The organism is Novosphingobium sp. BL-52-GroH (assembly GCF_044813085.1).
Taxonomy (GTDB): Bacteria; Pseudomonadota; Alphaproteobacteria; order Sphingomonadales; family Sphingomonadaceae; genus Novosphingobium.
Window position 1 is genome coordinate 1,028,143 of record NZ_CP171152.1, and the last position, 19,839, is coordinate 1,047,981.

The window sequence follows — 19,839 nt, forward strand, 5'->3', positions numbered from 1 at the left end:
TCGTAAGAAATTGTAATGGAGGCGGCCAACCCGAGGTGCCCTGCCCATGGATGACGACGCCCTGCCGCCCGAAAGCAAGCTCACCCGCTCCAAGCAGCGCTGGGCGAGCGAGCACAAGTTCATCACCGGCGAGGGCGCCGGGGGGGACGCGGTCGGCTCCGCCCGGCCCGAGCCGGAACGGCTGCCGCCCGGCCAGCACCGGGTCGAGAACTGGCCCGTCCTCGATCTCGGCCGCCAGCCCGACGTCACCCGCGAGCGCTGGCGCCTCAAGGTCGGCGGCATGGTGGAACGCCCGCTGACGCTGGACTGGGCGGCATTCATGGCCCTGCCCCAGTCGCGCAGCCGCTCGGACATCCACTGCGTCACCACCTGGTCGCGCTACGACAACGACTGGAGCGGCGTTGCCACCGGCGACCTGCTCGAGACGGTGCAGCCGCGCGCCGAGGCCAGCCACCTGATGCTCCACGGCTACGACGGCTACACCACCAATATCCCCCTGGCCGATTTCGCCGCACCCGGGGCCATGCTGGTCCACGGCTGGCAGGGCAAGCCGCTGACGCGCGACCACGGCGGCCCGGTGCGGCTGGTGGTCCCGCACCTCTATTTCTGGAAGAGCGCCAAGTGGATCAGCCGGATCGACGTCCTGGGCGCGGACAAGCCGGGATTCTGGGAAGTGAACGGCTACCACATGCGCGGCGACCCCTGGGCGGAGGAACGCTATAGCTGAGCGGCCGTTTGAAAATGCACGAAAAGCGCATTTTCAAGGACACACCGCCCCGCTCTTACAGCGCGCGCACCATGTAGGTCGAATCCCCGCCATAGCTGGCGAGCTTGCGCGCCATCGCGGCATCGCCGACCACCGGCACGAAGCCCATGCCCTGCCAGAACGCCACCGAATCGTTCACCGAAACGAGCGCGAGCGTGGTCGCTCCCCATGTCCGCGCCGCTTGCGCCAGGTGCTCGACGACGGGCCGCGCATGGCCCTGCCCGCGCATCGCGGGATGCAGCGCCAGGTCGTGCAGGTAGACCGATCCACGCGCCTCGGGCAGGCCGCCGAGCAGGCTGTCCAGCGGCGGGATCGCACCGGCCGGCCAGGGATAGGCGATCAGGTAGCCTCTCACCGCATCGCCATGGGCCAGCGCGAAGCATCCTTGCGGAAACAGCGCGAGGCGCTCGGCGAAGCAGGCCCGCGCCTCGAAGTGATCGGGAAAGGCCAGCCGCGCGACCGCGACGACGCCGTCGATGTCGGCATCGCGCATCGCCCGCCACGCGAACGCGCTCACAAGCCGCGCCGCCATGCCGCCAGCCGCGCCAGCGCATCGTCGAGCACGGCGTCGGGCTTGGTGAAGCACAGGCGCACGATGTGGTCGGGCGCGGCGTCCCCTGCGTAGAGCGCACCGACCGGCACCGTGGCGACGCCCGCCTCGACGACGGCCCGCTCGCTGAACGCGCGGTCGGTCAGCGCCACGCCCGAGGCGACGAGGTCGACGCACAGGAACCACGTCGCGGCGTTGGGCAGGACGGTGAACCCCGCGTTCTCCAGCCCCGCCTTGAGCCTGGCGCGACCGGCTGCCCAGCCGGCGCGCTGTTCGTCGAGCACGGCATCGGGCATGGCCAGCCCCTCGGCGACCGCCCACTGCAGCGGCACGGCGGTGGTGAAGGTGAGGAACTGGTGCGCCCGGGCTATCGCGGTGGCCAGCTCCCCTTGCGCGATCATCCAGCCCACCTTCCACCCGGTCAGCCCGAAGATCTTGCCCGCCGAGCCGATCTTCACCACCCGCTCGGCCATGCCGGGCAGGCTCATCAGCGAGCGGTGGGGCACGCCGTCGAAGCGCACGTCCTCCCAGACCTCGTCGCAGATCGCCACCAGGTCGTGCGCCAGGCAGGCGCCGGCGATGGCCTCCAGCTCGGCCGGGCTGGCGACCGTGCCCGCCGGGTTGAGCGGGTCGTTGAGCATGACCGCGCGCGTCAGCGGCGTGATCGCCGCTTCCAGCGCATCGGCCGTATAACGGAAGTGCGGCGGCGAGAGCGGCACCGAAACCACCGTGCCGCCTGCCCGGCGCACCATCGGCGCATAGGCGTCGTAGGCGGGCTGGAACAGGATCACCTCGTCGCCCGGCTTCACCAGGGCGAGTACGGCTGCGGCGATCGCCTCTGTGGCGCCGGACGTTACCGTCACTTGCCCTGCCGCCAGCTCCAGTCCCTGCCGCCGCGCATAGTAGCCGCAGATCGCCTCGCGCAGTTCCGGGAGGCCCGGGCCGGGCGGATACTGGTTCGACCGCTCGTGCAGCGCCCGCGCCGCCGCCTCGATCAGCGGGCCGGGGGGCGGCCCGTCCGGAAAGCCCTGCCCCAGGTTGATCGCCCCGTGCTCGCGCGCCAGCGCCGACATGTGGTCGAACACCGTGCGCTCCATGGCGGCATAGACCGGGTGAATGCGGCCGGCTGTCTTCATCGTGGGTCTGCTCCGATGGCGCGTCTGGGCATGTGCGGGAGGCGCGATACCCCGGCTTCCCGCAAATTGCACGGCGCGATGCGCGGTGGGGCGACTGGGCGGGCAGGAGCGCGGGCAGGCGGGCGGACGACACGGAACCCAGCCGTCCTATCCCCAGCGCCGGCACCTTGGCGTCTTTCCCGAGACCCGCGCTTGCGGTACGACAGACCTGCAAGGCCCGTCGCGGCCGACGCCGGACGGCGACGCAATTGGGGCCTGACTTGAATAGCTTGAGCCGGTTCACGGAACGATTGCCGCTTCTTCCCGACCAGCCGCTGGTACGCCACACGGTGACGCTTGCCCTGTGTCTCTTCGCGTTGTGGATGCGCTGGGCGCTCGACGGCATCTTGCCCCCGGGCTACCCGTTCGTCTCGTTCTTCCCCGCCGTCATCGTCAGCTCGTTCCTGTTCGGTCCGCGCTGCGGCATCGTCGCCGCGGTGGTCTGCGGCCTGTTCGCCTGGTACGTGTTCATCCCGCCGCGCGGCGCCTTCGACCGGGGCACGATCACCGCGATGCTGTTCTACACCGGCGTCGTCACCGTCGACATCTGGCTCGTCCACCTGATGCAGGCCTCCAATGCCCGTCTCCTCGCCGCTCGCGAGGACGTCCGCCAGCTCGCCGAGGAACGCGGCCATCTGGTCGAGCGCGCCGAACTGCTGTTCCAGGAAATGCAGCACCGGGTCGGCAACAACCTGCAGATGGTCGGCGCGGTGCTCTCGCTGCAGATGCGCGGGCTTACCGAGCCGACCGCCCGCCGCGCCCTGTCGGACGCCGCCGCGCGGCTCCAGATCATCGGCACGATCCAGCGCCAGCTCTACCGCCAGGACGGCCAGCTGGTCCCGCTCGACGGCTTCCTCGCCGAAGTCTCGGGCAAGATCATGGCCTCCAGCGCCCGGCCCGGCATCACCTGCTCGCTCGAGGCGGAACGCGACATCGTCCTGCGGCCCGACAGTGCGGTGCCGGTGGCACTGATCGTCAGCGAGGCGATCGCCAATGCGCTCGAGCACGGCTTCGCCGATCGCGCCGCCGGGTCGATCGCGCTGCGGGTCGAGCGGCGGCGGGACACCATCATGCTGAGCGTCGCCGACGACGGCCACGGCCTCCCGCCCGGCCTCGATCCGGCGGCCACCGATTCGATCGGCTTGCGCATCTCGCGCGTGCTGAGCCAGCAACTGGGCGCCGAAATGTCGCTGGAAAACCGCGAATCCGGCGCCTGCATGACCCTGCACCTGCCGCTGTCACGGCTCGCGGAACCCAGCGATCAGGCGCTTTGACCGGCCCGGATCGTCCGGTCGGATGGAGTCCGCGCCAAAACGAACGTTCCCGACACTTTCGGTAACTTGAGATTCGGCGGCAGACGCCTACATTGGTGGCCTGAAAGGACGGTTTCCTCGAATGAACGACGACCAGCCAAGCGGCAATCCCTGGGTCAAGAGCCTGCTCGTATGGGGCGGCATCTTCCTCGCGCTCCTGATGGTGGTGTCGATGTTCGGCGCCCGCACCACGGCCGGCCCCGCGATTCCCTACTCCGACTTCCGCGGCAAGGTGGCCGAAGGCAGCGTGGCTTCGGTGGAGATCGCCGAGGACCGTATCGACGGCAAGCTCAAGAACGGCGACACGTTCACCACCACGCCGGTCCCCAACGACACCACGCTCACGCAGCTCCTCCAGGACAACGACGTCAAGTATTCGGGCAAGGAAGCCGAACAGGGCAGCCTGCTGCTCTACATCCTCGCGCAGACCCTGCCCTTCCTGCTGATCGTCGGCATCGCGTTCTTCGCGCTGCGCCAGGTCCAGAAGGGCGGCGGCTCGGGCGCGATGGGGTTCGGCAAGTCGAAGGCCAAGCTGCTGACCGAACGTTCGGGCCGCGTCACGTTCGACGATGTCGCCGGCATCGACGAAGCGCGCGAGGAACTGGAGGAAATCGTCGAGTTCCTGCGCGATCCCACCCGCTTCTCCAAGCTCGGCGGCCAGATCCCCAAGGGCGCGCTGCTGGTCGGCTCGCCCGGCACCGGCAAGACCCTGCTCGCCCGCGCCATCGCGGGTGAGGCGGGCGTGCCGTTCTTCACGATCTCGGGCTCGGACTTCGTCGAGATGTTCGTGGGCGTCGGCGCCAGCCGCGTGCGCGACATGTTCGAACAGGCCAAGAAGAACGCGCCGTGCATCGTCTTCATCGACGAAATCGACGCCGTCGGACGCCATCGCGGCCACGGCCTCGGCAACTCGAACGACGAGCGCGAGCAGACGCTCAACCAGCTCCTGGTCGAGATGGACGGCTTCGAGGCCAACGAAGGCATCATCATCATCGCGGCGACCAACCGCCCCGACGTGCTCGACCCCGCGCTGCTGCGGCCCGGCCGCTTCGACCGCCAGGTCGTCGTGCCGGTGCCCGACATCGACGGGCGCGAGAAGATCCTCGCCGTGCACATGAAGAAGGTGCCGCTGGCGCCCGACGTCAATCCCCGCGTCATCGCACGCGGCACGCCGGGCTTCTCGGGCGCCGATCTCGCCAACCTCGTCAACGAGGCGGCGCTGCTCGCGGCGCGCCGCAACAAGCGTCTCGTCGCCATGCAGGAATTCGAGGACGCCAAGGACAAGGTCATGATGGGCGCGGAACGCCGCTCCATGGTCATGACCGAGGACGAGAAGAAGATGACCGCCTACCACGAGGCCGGCCACGCCATCGTCTCCGTGAACGAGGCCGCTTCGGACCCGATCCACAAGGCGACGATCATCCCGCGCGGCCGCGCCCTCGGCATGGTGATGCGCCTGCCCGAGCGCGACAGCTACTCGTATCACCGCGACAAGATGCTCGCCAACCTCTCGGTCGCGATGGGCGGCCGCGTGGCGGAAGAGCTGATCTTCGGCTACGACAAGGTCTCGTCGGGTGCGTCGTCGGATATCCAGTACGCCACTAGCCTGGCGCGCTCGATGGTGACCAAGTGGGGCATGTCGGACAAGCTGGGCCCGCTCCAGTACGAAGAAGCCCAGGAAGGCTACCTCGGCATGGGCGGCTCGCAGCGGACCATGGGTTCGGACGAGACCAACCGCCTGATCGACAGCGAAATCCGCCTCCTCGTCGATACCGCCCACGCCCGTGCGACGCAGATCCTCAAGGACCAGAGCGCCGCGCTGGAAACGCTGGCCCAGGCGATGCTCGAATACGAAACGCTGTCGGGCGAGGACATCAAGGTCCTGCTCGCCGGCGGGTCGATCGACCGGCCCAGCACCCCGCGCGGGCCCTCCACCCCGCGCCCGCTGTCGGGCTCGGCCATCCCGAAATCGGGCAAGCGCTTCACCGGCGGCACCGCCCCGCAAGGCGCCTGAACCGGGCGCCCCCGGGCGCCGCACGATACGACCTTAAAGTTCTCCCCCGGGAGAGTGCAGGAGGGGGCGTCAGGTGAGGAGCCTGACGCCCCCTTTGCGTTCGTGGCCATGCGTACGACGGGTCCACGACCTCGAAGACGCGGAACGCGGCCACGTAGCGCCGTTTCCGGAGGCACCCGCCTTTGCACCTGATCGTCATTGCGAGCCCGGCCGCAGCCTGACGAAGCCCGCGTTCTCGCCGGCGCACCTCGATCAACGCCGCGGATCGCCGCCGGCACGCCTGTCGACAGGCCCGCGCCGGATCAGAAGCTCGACTGTGCCATGATCATCAGGACAAACAGGAGCAGCGCCGTCGTGGCGAAAAGCAGCAGCAGAACGGTGCGCCACAGGGCCCCGAACCGGGCCAGCCCATAGGCGCCGCGCAATTGCCGGTACATGTGGATCGGCGGCGCGAAGAACAGCAGGGGCACCACCCAGCTCGGCCCGAGCGCGCCGAGGACCATCGCCGCGATCGCCAGCAGCGTCATGAAGCACAGCGAGTACGTCACGAACACGGTGTGGTCGTAAAGGTGGAAGCGGCGGCTGAAGGGAAACAGCAGCCACAGGAACGGCACCGAAATCGGGATCAGCGCCCAGCTATACTTGTAGGCATAGGTCTGGAGCTTGTAGATCGCCAGTTCCGGGTTCGCCTGGAACGTGCGGATCGCCTTGTCGACCATGGGGAAACTGCTGATCGGCTTGCCCGCATGGACTCCCGCTTGCGCGTTCCCGGTCCCGAGGTCGCGCAAGGTGTCTAGCACGTCCTGCCGCCCCTCGATCTGCGCGTCGAGGGGGTCGGTCGGCCTGCCGGCGTCGGCGGCGGCCTGCCGCCGCGTGCGAAGCTGCGCGATCTCGCCCTCGAGCCGTGCGATGTTGGCCGCGACGTTCCCGCCCCCGGCGACAGGGCCGGCCACCTCGTGGTCCTGCGTGGCGTGGAACACCGCGAACATCAGGAAGACGAAGAACAGGAACAGCGCGATCGGCGAGACGTAGCTGGCGCGTCGCCCGTCGATGTACTCGCGCGTCAGCCGGCCCGGGCGCCAGACCAGCAGCGGCAGCGTGCGCCAGACCTTGCCCTCGAAATGGAAGACGCCGTGCAGCAGGTCGTGGAAGAATGCACCGAGCGTGCGGTGGACATGCGCCGCCTGCCCGCAGGCATGGCAGTGCGACCCGACCAGCGCCGTGCCGCAGTTGAGGCACGTCGTCTCGTGGGTATGCCCGGCGGTCGCCGCCGCAGGTTCCACCGCAGCCGCGGTGACGCTGCCCTGCCCCAGTTCCGCCAGCCCTTCGTCGATGCCGCTCATGCTCGCCCCCACTTGCACTGGCGAGGAAGGTAACAACTGGTGCGCGTTCTGGATAGGTGGGCGGTTTGCATCGCCGCATGGCGCATGACGCCGTCACACCGGATCGCCATCGCGACCCGGGAGTTCAGGTCCGGCGCTGGGCCAGCTTCTTCTCGATCGCGTCCCACAGGCGCCCGAACGACTGCGCTGCAGGGCTCTGCGGGGCCAGGGCGCCGACGGGCTGGCGGTGCACGGCGCTTTGCTCCACCACGCTGGCGTAGGGGATGGCCGGCCAGTTCGGGTTCGCCTCCTGCGCCTGCTTGTGCAGCGCGCGGCGCATGTCGAGCATCGAGAGCACGGGCAGGATCGGCGGATGGCGCTTGGTGTTGCCGGCGATCTCGCGGACCACGAGGTCGAAGGCGCGGGCCGAGAGTGGTGACGGCGGCAGCGGCACGATCACGAGATCGGCGGCCCGCACGATCTGCGCGGAGAGTTCGTTCATCACCGGCGGGCAGTCGAGGATGATGCGGGCATAGTCGCCCGACAGTTCCTCGGTCAGCTTCGCCAGCCGCTTGCGCTTGCCGATGCGTGCCAGTTGCGCATCGAGGGAGCGGATGGATTCGTCGGCGGGAAGTACGTCGAGCCCGGCATAGGCGGTGTGCTGGATCAGCCCTGCGGCCGGGCGTTCGCGCGCGAAGACTTCCTCGGCGAGCTGTGCGTCCTGCGGTTCGAGTCCGTAGAGAAAGGCCGATCCGCCCGCGGCGTCGAGGTCCCAGAGCAGGGTCCTGCGCCCGCCCGCCACGGCCGAGCACCAGGCGAGGTTCGCAGCGAAGGTCGTCTTGCCGACGCCGCCCTTGACGCTGTAGACCGCGATCGTCGCGCTTGCATCTACCGCGCCGGCCATGGGCCGCTCAGACAGTTCCGTCCCGGACGCACCAAGGGGACCGGCCCTGTTGGGCGGTCCCCCGGAAAATCCGATGATGCGAGGCAGTTTCGATTTCGCGGACACTGCATCGATCGTTGCCCGTCATGTCGCGACAGTCAACGAAAACGATCAGCCGTCGTAATCGCCGCCGAGCGAGGTGTTGCGGGTCGGGGCCGACGCGGTGATGCGCAGGGCCTCGGCCGACTGGCTGAGCGAGCCGATCTCGTCCATCTCGTCGTCGTCGTCCGGCAGGACCCGCTGCATCGACGCGGTCAGGGTTTCCTTGAGGACCGACGGGATCACCGTCTCGTCGGCGATCTCGCGCAGGGCGACGACCGGGTTCTTGTCGCGATCGCGGTCGACGGTGAGTTCGGCGCCGCCCGAAATCTCGCGCGCACGCTGGGCAGCGAGCAGGACGAGGTCGAAGCGGTTGGGGATCTTGTCGACGCAGTCTTCGACAGTTACGCGCGCCATGGGCACTCCCGGAAATAATCTGAAGGTTCGGAAAGGCCGGCAGATAGGCCGGGGGGCGGCAGGAGTCAAGGAAATGGGGTAGGCGGGCGATTCGACGTTGTTCTCGACGTTGTTCTGATGGCGCTGTCCTAGCGCGTGAACCCCAGCGCCAGCCTCGCCAGTTCGGGAAACGCCTCGGCCCGCTCCTTCGCCTGGGCGTTCGACGCAGTGCCGCGGATGACGCGGCCCTTGATGCCGTGGAAGATCGCGGCGAGGCGGAAGAAATTGAACGCCATGTAATAGCGGTAGTCGGGTAGCCCCTCGCGGCCGGTGCGGCGGCAGTAGGCGGCGACGTAGTCCGCCTCGGTCGGGATGCCGAGCGCGGCGATGTCGGCGCCGCCCAGCCCGGCGACGATGTGCGGGGGCATGTGGTACATCATCGCGTGATAGGCGAAGTCGGCCAGGGGATGGCCCAGCGTCGACAGTTCCCAGTCGAGCACCGCCAGCACGCGCGGCTCGGTGGGGTGGAAGATCATGTTGTCGATGCGGAAGTCGCCGTGGATCACGCTGGAGGCGCCGTCGTCCTGCGGCATGTTCGCCCCGAGCCAGGCGATCACCGCGTCCATGTCGGCGTTGCGGCCGGCGGCCTCGTCCTCGACGTACTGCTTCGACCAGCGGCCGACCTGGCGGGCGAAGTAATTGCCGGGCCTGCCGTAGTCGCCGAGGCCGATGGCGGCGGGGTCGAAGGAATGGAGCTGGGCGATCGTCGCGTTCATCGCGTCGAAGATGGCGGCGCGTTCCTCGCTGGATACGCCGGGGACGGTGGCGTCCCAGAAGATCCGGCCCTCGACCATTTCCATGACGTAGAACCAGGTGCCCAGCACCGTGTCGTCGGTGCACAGGCCGTAGACGCGCGCGGCCGGGAAGCCGGCGCCGTGCAGCGCGGAAAGCACCTTGGCCTCGCGCTCGACCGCGTGGGCGCCCTTGAGCAGTTCGCCCGGCGGCTTGCGGCGCAGGACGTAGGCACGCGTCGGCGTCACCAGCTTGTAGGTCGGGTTCGACTGGCCGCCCTTGAACTGTTCGACCGTGAGCGGGCCGGCGAAGTCCTCGACGTGGGCTTCCATCCAGGCGACCAGCGCCGCCTCGTCGAAGGCGTAACCCTCGCGCACGGCGGTGGTGCCGGAGTTGGCGTCGGCAAGATCGGGGGCGACGTCGGTCATGCCGGCTCGGCTTCCTTCGCCGCCAAGGCTTCCTGCGCCTTGCGCCAGTCGCGGCGGATCTTCTTGGCGAGGCTCCACTTGTGGACTTCGGTGGGGCCATCGTAGATGCGGAAGGCGCGGATCTCGCGGAACACCTGCTCGACGATGGTGCGTTCGGTGACGCCGATCCCGCCCAGCACCTGCACGCAGTTGTCGGCGATCTTCATCAGCGCCTCGGAGACCGAGACCTTGGCCATCGAGCTTTCGATGGTGCCGAGCGAGCCCGAATCGAGCACGCCGGCGCACCAGTCGATCATCAGTTCGCACTGCTTGATGAGGATCTGGTTCTCGGCGAGCATGAAGCCGACGCCCTCGTGCTCGATGAGCTGCTTGCCGAAGGCCATGCGACGGCAGGCGTAGTCGCTGGCGATCTCGTGGGCGCGGATGCACGCCCCCAGCCAGCGCATGCAGTGCGACAGGCGGGCGGGCGAGAGGCGGATCTGGGCGTACTTGAAGCCCTCGCCCGGCTGGCCCAGCATCTGGTCCGCGGGGACGCGCAAGTTGTCGATCGTCAGCGTGGCGTGGCCGCCGGGCATCGAGGTGTCGATGGTGTTGGGCACCTCGTCGATGCGGATGGCCTCGTCGGGCAGGTCGACCAGGAACATGCAGGCGCCGCCCTTGGTCTCTTCCTCGGCGGAGGCGGCCATGACGATGCCGACACGCGCCCCTTGCGCGCCGGTTATGAAGGTCTTGCGCCCGTCGATGACCCACTGGTTGCCGTCCTTGCGGCAGGTGGTCTTCATCATCGAGGGGTCGGACCCGGCGCCGCCCCAGTCGGCCGGTTCGGTCATGAAGAAGGCGGAGCGCGCCCTGCCCTCGACCAGGGGCTTGAGGAAGCGTTCCTTCAGGTCGGGCGAGCCGACGTGGCCGATCAGGTACATGTTGCCCTCGTCGGGCGCCATGGTGTTGCAGGCGAGCGGACCCAGCGGCGACAGGCCGGACCTGGTGAGCACCACCGCGGTCTCGCGCTGGGTCAGGTGCGAACCGTCCTCGCGGATGTGCGGGGTGAGCACGCCGGCCTCGAGGGCGAGCGCGCGCATCTCCATCACCAGTTCGTCGGTCGGGGCGCCGTGGTGGTCGCGGCGCGGGTCCTTCTCGTAGGGCACGATCGCATCGCGCACGAAGGCCTCCACCTTTTCGGCCATGTCCTGTGCGTGCTGGGATATGTCGGTCATTACTGGAGCACCCGGATCGGATCGGAGCCGTCCCAGTCGCGGGCGGCATCCTTCATCATCTGGAAGAGGCCCTCGGTCCCGGTCAAGGGCTGGAGGTACTCGATTACGTGGCCGGGGCCCTGGCCGGGATCGACGTAGATCACTTCGCCATCGGCGCCGACCTTGCCCTCGACGATCACTTGCGCACCGGCCTCGGCGCAGGCCTTGCGCGCTTCGGCGATCGATTCGACGAAGACGCAGACGTGGTGGAGCCGGTCGCGCACCGCGTATTCGCCCGAGTAGAGCGAGGGGGCGTCGCTGTCGGTCTTGATGAGTTCGATCTGGATGTCGCCCCAGTAGCCGATCGCCATGGTGAAGGTGGCGTCGGTGGGCTGGCCCTTGTACTTCATGTCGTCGAGGCGGACGTCGTTGAGCACGAAGAACGGACCGACGCCGACGGTCCCGATCCAGTACTTCATGGTAGCGTCGAAGTCGGTGGGGAAATAGGCGAGCTGGATCACGTCGCCGAGCCGCTTGAGCGGGCCCGGTCTGGTGATTGCAGGGGTGGTTGCCTCTCCGGTCATCGCGTTATCCTTTCAACGCACGATCATTCTTGTATTGTCCTCGGCATCCCCGCGAAGGCGGGAATGACGAAGGGAGGTTTGCGGCCACAGCCTAGAACAGGCCTTCCGGCTTCTCGATCAGGCCCTTGAGCGTCTGCAGGAACTGCGCAGCGGCCGCGCCGTCGATGGCGCGGTGGTCGACCGAGAGCGTCACCGAGATGCGCGTCTCGAAGGCCCAGGAACCATTTGGGCCGCCCGACGGGGTCTCGACCGGCTGGCGCAGGGCCGCGCCGACGGCGAGGATCGCGCCCTGCGGCGGGTTGATGATCGCATCGAAGTTCTCGATCCCGAACATGCCCAGGTTCGAGACCGAGAAGGTGCCGCCCTCCATGTCGTCCATGCTCAGCTTGCCGGCCTGTGCCTTGTCGATCAGGCGGCGGGTCTCGCTTGCGATCTGGTCGATGCGCATGAGGTTGGCCTGGCGCACCACCGGCGTGACGAGGCCCTTGGGGCTGGCGACCGCGATCGAGACGTCGGCGTGCGGGAAGCGGTGGATCTCCTGCCCGTGGACCTGCACGTTGACGTCGGGGTGCCTGGCCAGCGCCATGGCGCAGGCCTTGACGATCCAGTCGTTGACCGAGGCCTTGGCGCCCAGCACCAGGTTGGCGGTCTTGCGCATCTCGAGCAGGGCATCGGCGCTGGCCGACATGCGCAAGTAGAAGTGCGGCAGTTCCTGCTTGGCCTGGGTCAGCCGCTGGGCGACGACCTTGCGGATGCGGTCGAAGGGCACGATCTCGGGACGGTTCTCGCCGGCGACGAATTCCGGCGTGCCGAAGCCGCTCGCCGCGGCCTTCGGCGCAGGCACCAGCGCCAGCACGTCGGCCTTGGAGATGCGGCCGCGCGGACCGGTCCCGGTGAGACCCGAAAGCGACAGGCCGTGCAGCGCGGCGATCCGGCGCGCCAGCGGCGAGGCGAGGACCCGCAGGTCGTCGGGCTCCACCGCCAGCACGCCCTTGGGTGCCGCCGTCGCGGGTCCGCGCAGCGCCCTGACGACGTCCTGGTGGGTGATGCGCCCGCCCCGGCCCGATCCCTCGATGCCGGCGATGTCGACGCCTTCCTCTTCCGCGAGGCGCAGCGCCTCGGGGCTGATCGGGCGGTTGGTGTCGATCTTGACGCGCTGCTTTTCCGGCTCGGGCGCGGCGGTTGCGGCAGGCGCGGGTTCAGGCGCCTTGGCTTTCTCCGCCCCCTTGGCGATCCCTCCCTCGGCCGGCTTGAACCCGGCGACGAAGGCCTCGATCTCGTCGTCCGAGTGCGAGCCCTCGTCGAACACCGCGAGCAGTGCGCCGACGGGTTCGGCCTCGCTGCCGCCGCCGATGAGGATGCGCCGTACGGTGGCGTCGTATTCGGCCTCGACCTCGTTGGTGATCTTGGCGGTTTCGATCAGGCACAGCGTCTGGCCGCGCTTGAAGGTGTCTCCTTCCTTCACCATCCAGTCGGCGATGGTGCCCTCGGTCATTTCGATGCCCCATTTCGGCATCGTGAATGCGCGGATGCGACTCATGTCAGCGCCTCTCTCAACGGTAATCGAGCGTCTTGCGCACGGCGGCCGCGATCTTCGCGGGGCTGGGCAGGTAGGCGCTCTCGAGTTCGCGGGCGAACGGTACGGGCGTGTGCGGCGGCGTCACCATCTCGATCGGCGCCCTGAGGCTCGCGAAGGCCTTCTGGGCGATCAGCGCGGAGAGGTCGGTCGCCAGCGAGCAGCGCGGCGGCGCTTCGTCGACGATCACCGCGCGCCCGGTCACTTCGACCGAGTCGAGGATCGCTTCCTCGTCGAGCGGCGAGGTGGTGCGAAGGTCGATCACGTCGCAGCCGATGCCGTCCTGCGCGAGGTCGTCGGCGGCGGTCTCGGCATATTGCACCATCATGCCGCTGGCGACGATGGTGGCGTCCTTGCCGGCGCGCGCCAGGCGGGCATGGCCGAAGGGGATGCAGAAGTCCGGGTCGTCGGGCACGTCGCCGGTCATCGCGTAGAGGAACTTGTGCTCGAGGAAGACCACCGGATCGTCGTCGCGGATCGCCTGGCGCAGCAGGCCGCAGGCGTCCGCCGGGGTCGCCGGCATGAGCACCTTGATGCCCGGCATGTTGGTGACGAACTGGGAGATCATCTGGCTGTGCTGCGCGGCAGCGTTGTAGCCGGCGCCGCAGGGCATGCGGATCACCGCCGGGCAGATCGACTTGCCGCCGAACATGTAGCGGAACTTGGCGATCTGGTTCCACAGCTGGTCCATGCACACGCCGATGAAGTCGGCGAACATGATCTCGGCCACGGGCCGCTTTCCGGCCAGGGCCAAACCGCCAGCCGCGCCCATGATCGCGCTTTCGCTGATCGGGGTGTCGATCACCCGGTCGGGCCCGAAGGCGTCGTAGAAGCCGGTCGAGGTCGACCAGATGCCGCCGATGGCTTCGGGGCCGCCGGCAGTGCCCATGCCGCCCACCACGTCCTCGCCCAGGACGACGACGCGTTCGTCGCGCTGCATCTCCTGGAAGATCGTGTTGCGGATGGCGTCGCGATACATCATTTTTGCCATGGTTCTCGCTCCTGCCGTCAGTAGCTGATGTAGACGTTGTCGAGGACGTTCTCGGGGCTCGGGCGAGCCGCGGCGCGAGAGGCCTGGACCGCGTTCTCGATGGCCTGGAGAGCGTCGGCGTCGATCGTGTCGAGGTCCGCATGGTCGAGCAGGGCTGCGCCCGTCACGCTCTTGCGGAAGATCTTGAGGCAATCACGCTCGGCACGCAGGCGGTCGAGTTCGCCGTCGCCGCGATAGCGCTGCGGGTCGCCCTCGAAGTGGCCGAAGAAGCGCTCGGTGTCGAATTCGACGGCGGCGGGGCCGTTGCCGGGGACGCGCACGAATTCGAGCACTTCGCGGAACGTGTCGTAGACCGAGAAAAAGTCGGTGCCGTCGCCGCGCCACACCTTCATGCCGAACGCCTCGGCGCGGCTGGCGATGTCGTTCACCGTGCCGACGGCGTAGTCGACGCCGGTGTGCTCGGAATAGTGGTTGTTCTCGAAGACGAAGATCGCCGGGGACTTGGTGACGACCGCCAGGTTCATCGCCTCGAACGTGGTGCCCTGGTTGCAGGCGCCGTCGCCCGAGAAGGCGATGGAGACGCCCAGCTTGCCTTCGGCGTCGGGGCCGTCGATCTTGCTCGCCAGCGCCGCGCCCACCGCGATCGGCGCGCCGGCGCCGACGATGCCGTTGGCGCCCAGCATGCCCTTGTCGAGGTCGGCGATGTGCATCGAGCCGCCCTTGCCGTTGCAGAGGCCTTCCTGGCTGCCCCAGATTTCCTTCATCATCCCGTCGACGTCGCAGCCCTTGGCGAGGCAATGGCCATGGCCGCGGTGGGTGGAGACGATCTTGTCACGCTCGGTCAGGTGCTCGCACACGCCGACGGCGACGGCTTCCTGGCCGCAGTAGAGGTGGGTGAAGCCCGCGATCTCGCCGGTCTGGATCTCCTCGTGGAGCCGTTCCTCGAATTCGCGGATCAGCTTCATCTGCCGATAGGCGCGGGTCAGCGCCTCGCGGTTCTGCTGCATCAGGATTTCCTCTCGTTGTGGGTGCGGCGGACCGCATCGATTTCATTCATGACCGCTCCCTCGCTCGTCATTGCGAGGGTAGCGAAGCAACCCAGGGGGATGCCCCCGACGCTCCGGGTTGCCACGGCCCTTCGGGCCCCGCAATGACGATGCGGACGCGGATCGGGATGGAACCAGCGCCGCGATCACAACCCCAGCACCGACTTGGCGATGATCGTGCTCTGCACCTCGTTGGTGCCGCCGAAGATCGTCCAGGCACGGCTGTTGAGATAGCGCGGCGATGCGACCTGGGCACCCTTGGAATGCAGGCCCGGCGGACAATTGTCGCCGTAGAGCGGGCGGGCGGTTTCCAGTTGCAGCCCGGCCGGACCGTAGAGGTCCACCGCGAGCAGGTCGATCTCCTGGCGCAGGTTCGAGGCGAGCAGCTTGGTCAGCGAGGTCTGCGGGCCGGGCTTGCGGCCCTTGGCGATCTCGGAAATGATCTTGAGTTCGATCATCTCCAGCGCGTTGACCGAAAGGCGCGCCTTGGCCACGCGGCGGCGCCAGTCGACCTGGTCGCCGAGCGATCCGCCCTTCCCGTCGCTCTCGCCGCGGGCGCCGGCCTCGACCTGGTCGAGGTCGTAGGCAAGCTTGGGCGCGTGGCACGAGCCGCCGCGCTCGTTTTCCAGCAGGAACTTGGCGATCGTCCAGCCCTGGCCCTCGCCGCCGACGAGGTTCTCGGCCGGGACGATCACGTCCTCGAGGAACACCTGGTTGACCTCGTGGTCGCCGGCGTTGGTCAGGATCGGGCGCACCGAGACGCCCGGGCTGTCGAGGTCGATCAGCAGGAACGAGATGCCCGCCTGCTTCTTCACCTCGGGATCGGTGCGGACCAGCGTGAACATGCGGTTGGCGTGGTGCGCGTGGGTGGTCCAGATCTTCGAGCCGGTGACGCGATAGTGGTCCCCTTCCAGCACCGCGCGGGTCTTGAGGCTGGCGAGGTCGGAGCCGGCGCCGGGCTCGGAGAAGCCCTGGCACCAGTAGTCGTCGCCCGAAAGGATGCGCGGCAGGACTTGCGCCTTCTGCGCCTCGGTGCCGAACGTCCAGATCACCGGCGCCAGCAGTTTCAGGCCCAGCACGGTGAGGTTGGGAGCGCCGGCGGCGGCGCACTCCTTCTCGAACAGGTAGCGTTGCAGCGGCGTCCAGCCGGTGCCGCCATGCTCTGTGGGCCACTGGTAGCCCAGCCAGCCCTTGGCGTTGAGCACGCCGTTCCAGACCTGGCCGATGTCGGGCTCGACGAACACGGACGGCGTCGCCGCCGCGCCGGCCTTGACCTCGGCGGGAAGGTTTTCGCGCAGGAACGTGCGGACTTCGTCGCGGAAGGCCCGGTCCTCGGGGGAAAGTTCGATGTCCATTCGCTTCAACGTTCCAGAATGGTGACGGCGGAGACGCCCGGGGCGCCGTAGACGTGGCTGTAGGCCGTCTTCGGGTTCCCCTGGACCTGACGGCCACCGCCGTCGCCCCGCAGTTGCACGACGTTTTCGTAGACCTGGCGCAGGCCCGAGGCGCCGATCGGCTCGCCGCAGGCCAGGCAGCCGCCGTCGGTGTTGACCGGCAGCGCGCCGCCGATCGCGGTGCGGCCCTCGGCCAGCCACTTCTCCTGCTCGCCGTCGGCGCAGAAGCCGTTTTCGGCCATGTGCATGATCTCGGCGCCCGCCTCGGTGTCCTGCAACTGCGCGACGTCGATGTCGCCCGGGCCGATGCCGGCGAGGCGGAAGGCGTCGGCCGAGGCGATGCGCGAGGCGGTCGGGCGGGGCCTGGAATCGTCCGCGACCACGTCGACCGACGGCGCGAACACCTCGAAGCTGTGCGGCGGGCGGGTGCGCATGGTCGCGGCCTTGAGGCGGATCAGCGGCTTGCCCAGCTCGCGCGCCTTCTTCTCGCTGGCGAGCACCAGCGCGACGCCGCCCTCGGCCGGAGAGCAGAACATGTACTTGGTATAGGGATCGCTCACCAGCGGAGCGGCAAGGATGTCCTCCAGCGACACCGGCTCGCGGCGCCAGGCGTGGGGCGCGTGCACGGCGTTGCGGAAGGCTTTCTCCGCCACCCGGCCCAGCGTCTCCTGCGAGATGCCGAACATCTGCATGTAGCGCATGATCTTGGCCGCGAAGAACTGGGTGGTGACCATCTGGCCGACCTCGCCGTACCAGTCGGGCAGGTTGTATTCGCTCGGCAGCGCGTTGAAGGCGCCGCGCGGGTGCTTGTCGAAGCCGACCGCGAGGCCGATGTCGAACTCGCCCGACTTGATCGCCATCTGGCCCGAGAACAGCGCCGAACCGCCCGCCGCGCAGCCGTTGCGCACGTTGATGAACTGCATGCCGGTCAGCCCGAGGCGGTCGACCATGGTGTCCGGGTTGCCGGCCGAGTCCGAGGCACCGTAGGCGAACTGGAGCTGCGGCCATTCCAGGCCCGCGTCGGCGAGCGCCTGGCGCACCGCGAAGACGCCCTGGTCCAGGCCGGAAAGCCCGTCGGTGCGTCCGAACGGATGGATGCCGATGCCGACGATGCACACGTCGGGGGTTCCTGTGCTCATGCTGCTGCTCCTGCGGGCACGAAAGCGGGGATGAGCGCGCTGTCCGCGTCGTCGGGGTCCAGCGGCGAAGGAGCAAGGCGCACCGGCATGCCGATCTTCACGTCCGCGAAGGCGACCTCGTCCAGCCGCGCCTCGACGATCACTTCGCCCGGCAGCTCGACATAGGCGACCACCCAGGGCGCGAAAGCGTCGGGCCCCGCATATGGCGGCGTCTTGGGCCGGTAGCGCTGCACGGTGAACGACCACACGGTGCCCTCTCGCGACAGCGGCACGGGCTCGTAGCCGGTGCTTGCGGGACACGGGAACACGATCCGGCCGGTCTCCCGATCCTTGCCGCCGATCAGCCGCGCGGGCGTCTCGTCAGTGAACAGGCCTTGTGCAATAGCGCGCATCTCGCTCCCATTTCCGTAACGCAATCCGGCCGGTATTGGAGTCCGGTCCCGGGATCGGTTTAAGCCCGCCGGCGCACGCATTGTGACTCACCAAAACGCTAGGGTAGCCATTGCGCTAGTTCGTGCGACCTCTCGGCGCGGGAGAGACGCATAATGTCGAAACAATGGGACTACATCATCATCGGCGCCGGTTCGGCCGGCTGCGTCATGGCCGAGCGGCTGAGCGCGGACGGCAGGTCGCAAGTGCTCGTGCTCGAAGCCGGCGGCGAGAACGACAGCTTCTGGGTCACGCTGCCCAAGGGCGTCTCCAAGCTGGTCAAGCGCCCCGAACACATGTGGGCCTACCACGTCGCCCAGCCGCGCGATCCGGGCGCCAACGATCCCGGCGCGGGCGAAGTGTGGATTCGCGGCAAGGGCCTGGGCGGCTCCTCCTCGATCAACGGCATGATCTGGAGCCGGGGCGAACCGGCCGACTACGACGCCTGGGAAACCGAGGCCGGCGCCACCGGCTGGAACGGCGAGAGCATGACGCGGGCTTTCCTCGAACTGGAGGACCACGCCGCCGGCGCGGGCCCGATGCGCGGCAGCGGCGGCCTCGTGCGGGTCGACCCCGCCTGCTTCAAGTACCCGCTGGCCGAGCGCATGATCGAGGCCGGCGAGACGCTGGGCCTCGCCCGCGTCGAGGACCTCAACGGCAGGCCCGGCCCGCGCGTCGGCTACTACAGCCACAACATCCGCGACGGTAAGCGCGATTCCTCCGCCCGCACCTACCTTGCCGCCGCCCGCAAGCGGCCCAACGTCACGGTGATGACCGGCGTGATGGCGACCCGGATCGTCTTCGAAGGCACCCGCGCGGTGGCTCTCGAGGCGACCGTCGACGGCCAGGCGCGCCGCTTCGCGTGTTCGGGCGAGATCGTCGTCAGTGCCGGCGCGATGGAGAGCCCCCTGCTCCTGCAACGATCGGGCATCGGCGATGCGGACCGGCTGGCGGCGGCGGGCATTCCCCTCGTCGCCCATTCGCCGGACGTGGGCGAGCGGATGATCGAGCACCTCTCGCTCTCGATCCCGTTCCGGCTCGATCATGGCAAGGGCACCAACAAGAGCTTCTTCGGTCTCGGCGCCGCGCTCGCCATGCTGCGCTACCTCGTGCGCCACGACGGCGTCCTGGCGACCGGGCCGTTCGAGGTCGGCGCCTTCTGCAACGTCGCCCACCCGGACGGGCGCACCGATGCGCAGTTCTACCTGGGCGGCTACACCTTCAGGGTCGGCGACGACAAGGACCCGGTCCCGCTCGACAAGATCGACCCCCGCCCCGGCGTCACCATCTACGGCCAGCTCCTGCGCCTCACTTCCGAAAGCAGCGTGCGCGCCACCGGCCCCTCGCCCACCGATGCGCCGGACATCCACCACAACTTCCTCACCACCGAACACGACCGCCGCTCGGCGATCGCGCTGGTGCGCAAGATGCGCGATTTCGTGCACGCCGCGCCGCTCGACCGGATGGTCGGGGAGGAACTGGTGCCCGGCGCCCAGGTGGAGAGCGACGAGGACATCCTGGCGATGTTCCGGCGCCTGTCGAGCTGCGGCCTCCACGCCATCCGCTCGTGCCGCATGGGCGGCGATCCGCAGGCCGTGGTCGACCCCCGGCTGCGGGTGAACGGGGTGCAGGGGGTGCGCGTGGCGGACTGCTCGGTGATGCCGTGGCATGTGACCGGCAACACCAATGCCCCGGCGATGGCGCTGGGCCTGAGGGGCGCAGCGCTGATGCTGGAGGATCGCGGGTAGC

The 19,839-nt window shown here is 68.7% G+C and carries 18 protein-coding genes; 4 read left to right on the plus strand and 14 right to left on the minus strand.

All coding sequences use genetic code 11. The annotated features are described in order from the left end of the window. The first annotated feature begins 46 nt into the window (after nucleotides 1–46). A complete protein-coding gene (locus ACFFDA_RS17535; protein WP_404482071.1) occupies nucleotides 47–727 on the plus strand; it encodes a sulfite oxidase-like oxidoreductase in 681 nt (226 codons plus the stop codon). Nucleotides 728–782: 55 nt separating this feature from the next. On the opposite strand, the gene ACFFDA_RS17540 is transcribed toward ACFFDA_RS17535, so the two are convergent. Continuing rightward, complete coding sequence (locus ACFFDA_RS17540; RefSeq protein WP_404482072.1) at nucleotides 783–1,298, minus strand: GNAT family N-acetyltransferase; 516 nt, start codon at nucleotides 1,296–1,298, stop codon at nucleotides 783–785. After that, nucleotides 1,280–2,452 carry an aminotransferase gene (locus ACFFDA_RS17545; RefSeq protein WP_404482073.1) on the minus strand — a complete coding sequence of 391 codons (1,173 nt, stop codon included), beginning with the start codon at nucleotides 2,450–2,452 and terminating at the stop codon, nucleotides 1,280–1,282. The genes ACFFDA_RS17540 and ACFFDA_RS17545 overlap by 19 nt, the downstream gene beginning before the upstream one ends. A 269-nt stretch (nucleotides 2,453–2,721) precedes the next feature. On the opposite strand from ACFFDA_RS17545, the gene ACFFDA_RS17550 reads away from it, so the two are divergent. Both ACFFDA_RS17550 and ftsH read left to right on the plus strand, forming a co-directional pair. Then, nucleotides 2,722–3,765 carry a sensor histidine kinase gene (locus ACFFDA_RS17550; RefSeq protein WP_404482074.1) on the plus strand — a complete coding sequence of 348 codons (1,044 nt, stop codon included), beginning with the start codon at nucleotides 2,722–2,724 and terminating at the stop codon, nucleotides 3,763–3,765. Between the two features lie 121 nt (nucleotides 3,766–3,886). Next, nucleotides 3,887–5,818 carry an ATP-dependent zinc metalloprotease FtsH gene (gene ftsH, locus ACFFDA_RS17555; protein ID WP_404482075.1) on the plus strand — a complete coding sequence of 644 codons (1,932 nt, stop codon included), beginning with the start codon at nucleotides 3,887–3,889 and terminating at the stop codon, nucleotides 5,816–5,818. A gap of 302 nt (nucleotides 5,819–6,120) precedes the next feature. On the opposite strand, the gene ACFFDA_RS17560 is transcribed toward ftsH, so the two are convergent. The 12 genes from ACFFDA_RS17560 to ACFFDA_RS17615 all read right to left on the minus strand — a co-directional run bounded on the left by ACFFDA_RS17560 (nucleotide 6,121) and on the right by ACFFDA_RS17615 (nucleotide 18,053). Then, the gene (locus ACFFDA_RS17560) at nucleotides 6,121–7,161 is read right to left on the minus strand and encodes a DUF3667 domain-containing protein (RefSeq protein WP_404482076.1); all 1,041 of its coding nucleotides are present in this window, start codon (nucleotides 7,159–7,161) and stop codon (nucleotides 6,121–6,123) included. Nucleotides 7,162–7,285: 124 nt separating this feature from the next. Next, nucleotides 7,286–8,044: a ParA family protein gene (locus ACFFDA_RS17565; protein ID WP_404482077.1), complete on the minus strand. Its 759-nt coding sequence runs from the start codon at nucleotides 8,042–8,044 to the stop codon at nucleotides 7,286–7,288. 150 nt (nucleotides 8,045–8,194) lie between these two features. Continuing rightward, nucleotides 8,195–8,539, minus strand: coding sequence for a DNA-directed RNA polymerase subunit omega (rpoZ, locus tag ACFFDA_RS17570; RefSeq protein ID WP_404482078.1), 345 nt, complete (start codon nucleotides 8,537–8,539; stop codon nucleotides 8,195–8,197). A gap of 128 nt (nucleotides 8,540–8,667) precedes the next feature. Next, nucleotides 8,668–9,738: a phosphotransferase gene (locus ACFFDA_RS17575; protein ID WP_404482079.1), complete on the minus strand. Its 1,071-nt coding sequence runs from the start codon at nucleotides 9,736–9,738 to the stop codon at nucleotides 8,668–8,670. Beyond that, a complete protein-coding gene (locus tag ACFFDA_RS17580) occupies nucleotides 9,735–10,952 on the minus strand; it encodes an acyl-CoA dehydrogenase family protein (RefSeq protein WP_404482080.1) in 1,218 nt (405 codons plus the stop codon). The genes ACFFDA_RS17575 and ACFFDA_RS17580 overlap by 4 nt, the downstream gene beginning before the upstream one ends. Beyond that, the gene (locus ACFFDA_RS17585) at nucleotides 10,952–11,515 is read right to left on the minus strand and encodes a VOC family protein (protein WP_404482081.1); all 564 of its coding nucleotides are present in this window, start codon (nucleotides 11,513–11,515) and stop codon (nucleotides 10,952–10,954) included. The genes ACFFDA_RS17580 and ACFFDA_RS17585 overlap by 1 nt, the downstream gene beginning before the upstream one ends. A 91-nt stretch (nucleotides 11,516–11,606) precedes the next feature. Further along, the gene (locus ACFFDA_RS17590) at nucleotides 11,607–13,055 is read right to left on the minus strand and encodes a dihydrolipoamide acetyltransferase family protein (protein WP_404482082.1); all 1,449 of its coding nucleotides are present in this window, start codon (nucleotides 13,053–13,055) and stop codon (nucleotides 11,607–11,609) included. Between the two features lie 13 nt (nucleotides 13,056–13,068). Next, nucleotides 13,069–14,082 (minus strand): alpha-ketoacid dehydrogenase subunit beta, encoded by a 1,014-nt coding sequence (locus ACFFDA_RS17595; protein ID WP_404482083.1) that lies wholly within the window; start codon nucleotides 14,080–14,082, stop codon nucleotides 13,069–13,071. Between the two features lie 17 nt (nucleotides 14,083–14,099). Further along, on the minus strand, nucleotides 14,100–15,089 hold the full coding sequence (locus ACFFDA_RS17600; protein ID WP_404482084.1) for a thiamine pyrophosphate-dependent dehydrogenase E1 component subunit alpha: 990 nt from the start codon (nucleotides 15,087–15,089) through the stop codon (nucleotides 14,100–14,102). Nucleotides 15,090–15,274: 185 nt separating this feature from the next. Next, entirely contained in the window at nucleotides 15,275–16,483 is a 1,209-nt protein-coding gene (locus ACFFDA_RS17605) for an acyl-CoA dehydrogenase family protein (protein ID WP_404482085.1), read from the minus strand. A gap of 5 nt (nucleotides 16,484–16,488) precedes the next feature. Further along, complete coding sequence (locus tag ACFFDA_RS17610) at nucleotides 16,489–17,661, minus strand: thiolase family protein (RefSeq protein WP_404482086.1); 1,173 nt, start codon at nucleotides 17,659–17,661, stop codon at nucleotides 16,489–16,491. After that, entirely contained in the window at nucleotides 17,658–18,053 is a 396-nt protein-coding gene (locus ACFFDA_RS17615; RefSeq protein ID WP_404482087.1) for a Zn-ribbon domain-containing OB-fold protein, read from the minus strand. Before ACFFDA_RS17615 ends, ACFFDA_RS17610 begins: the two co-directional genes overlap by 4 nt. A gap of 153 nt (nucleotides 18,054–18,206) precedes the next feature. Here ACFFDA_RS17615 and ACFFDA_RS17620 point away from each other — a divergent pair, with 153 nt between their 5' ends. After that, a complete protein-coding gene (locus tag ACFFDA_RS17620) occupies nucleotides 18,207–19,838 on the plus strand; it encodes a GMC family oxidoreductase (RefSeq protein ID WP_404482088.1) in 1,632 nt (543 codons plus the stop codon). Nucleotide 19,839 lies beyond the last annotated feature (1 nt).

Bases quoted from the DNA above. Each gene is read 5' to 3' on its own strand.
- ACFFDA_RS17535 (WP_404482071.1), top strand. From the start codon at position 47: ATGGATGACGACGCCCTGCCGCCCGAAAGCAAGCTCACCCGCTCCAAG.
- ACFFDA_RS17540 (WP_404482072.1), bottom strand. From the start codon at position 1,298: ATGGCGGCGCGGCTTGTGAGCGCGTTCGCGTGGCGGGCGATGCGCGAT.
- ACFFDA_RS17545 (WP_404482073.1), bottom strand. From the start codon at position 2,452: ATGAAGACAGCCGGCCGCATTCACCCGGTCTATGCCGCCATGGAGCGC.
- ftsH (WP_404482075.1), top strand. From the start codon at position 3,887: ATGAACGACGACCAGCCAAGCGGCAATCCCTGGGTCAAGAGCCTGCTC.
- ACFFDA_RS17560 (WP_404482076.1), bottom strand. From the start codon at position 7,161: ATGAGCGGCATCGACGAAGGGCTGGCGGAACTGGGGCAGGGCAGCGTC.
- ACFFDA_RS17565 (WP_404482077.1), bottom strand. From the start codon at position 8,044: ATGGCCGGCGCGGTAGATGCAAGCGCGACGATCGCGGTCTACAGCGTC.
- rpoZ (WP_404482078.1), bottom strand. From the start codon at position 8,539: ATGGCGCGCGTAACTGTCGAAGACTGCGTCGACAAGATCCCCAACCGC.
- ACFFDA_RS17575 (WP_404482079.1), bottom strand. From the start codon at position 9,738: ATGACCGACGTCGCCCCCGATCTTGCCGACGCCAACTCCGGCACCACC.
- ACFFDA_RS17580 (WP_404482080.1), bottom strand. From the start codon at position 10,952: ATGACCGACATATCCCAGCACGCACAGGACATGGCCGAAAAGGTGGAG.
- ACFFDA_RS17585 (WP_404482081.1), bottom strand. From the start codon at position 11,515: ATGACCGGAGAGGCAACCACCCCTGCAATCACCAGACCGGGCCCGCTC.
- ACFFDA_RS17590 (WP_404482082.1), bottom strand. From the start codon at position 13,055: ATGAGTCGCATCCGCGCATTCACGATGCCGAAATGGGGCATCGAAATG.
- ACFFDA_RS17595 (WP_404482083.1), bottom strand. From the start codon at position 14,082: ATGGCAAAAATGATGTATCGCGACGCCATCCGCAACACGATCTTCCAG.
- ACFFDA_RS17600 (WP_404482084.1), bottom strand. From the start codon at position 15,089: ATGCAGCAGAACCGCGAGGCGCTGACCCGCGCCTATCGGCAGATGAAG.
- ACFFDA_RS17605 (WP_404482085.1), bottom strand. From the start codon at position 16,483: ATGGACATCGAACTTTCCCCCGAGGACCGGGCCTTCCGCGACGAAGTC.
- ACFFDA_RS17610 (WP_404482086.1), bottom strand. From the start codon at position 17,661: ATGAGCACAGGAACCCCCGACGTGTGCATCGTCGGCATCGGCATCCAT.
- ACFFDA_RS17615 (WP_404482087.1), bottom strand. From the start codon at position 18,053: ATGCGCGCTATTGCACAAGGCCTGTTCACTGACGAGACGCCCGCGCGG.
- ACFFDA_RS17620 (WP_404482088.1), top strand. From the start codon at position 18,207: ATGTCGAAACAATGGGACTACATCATCATCGGCGCCGGTTCGGCCGGC.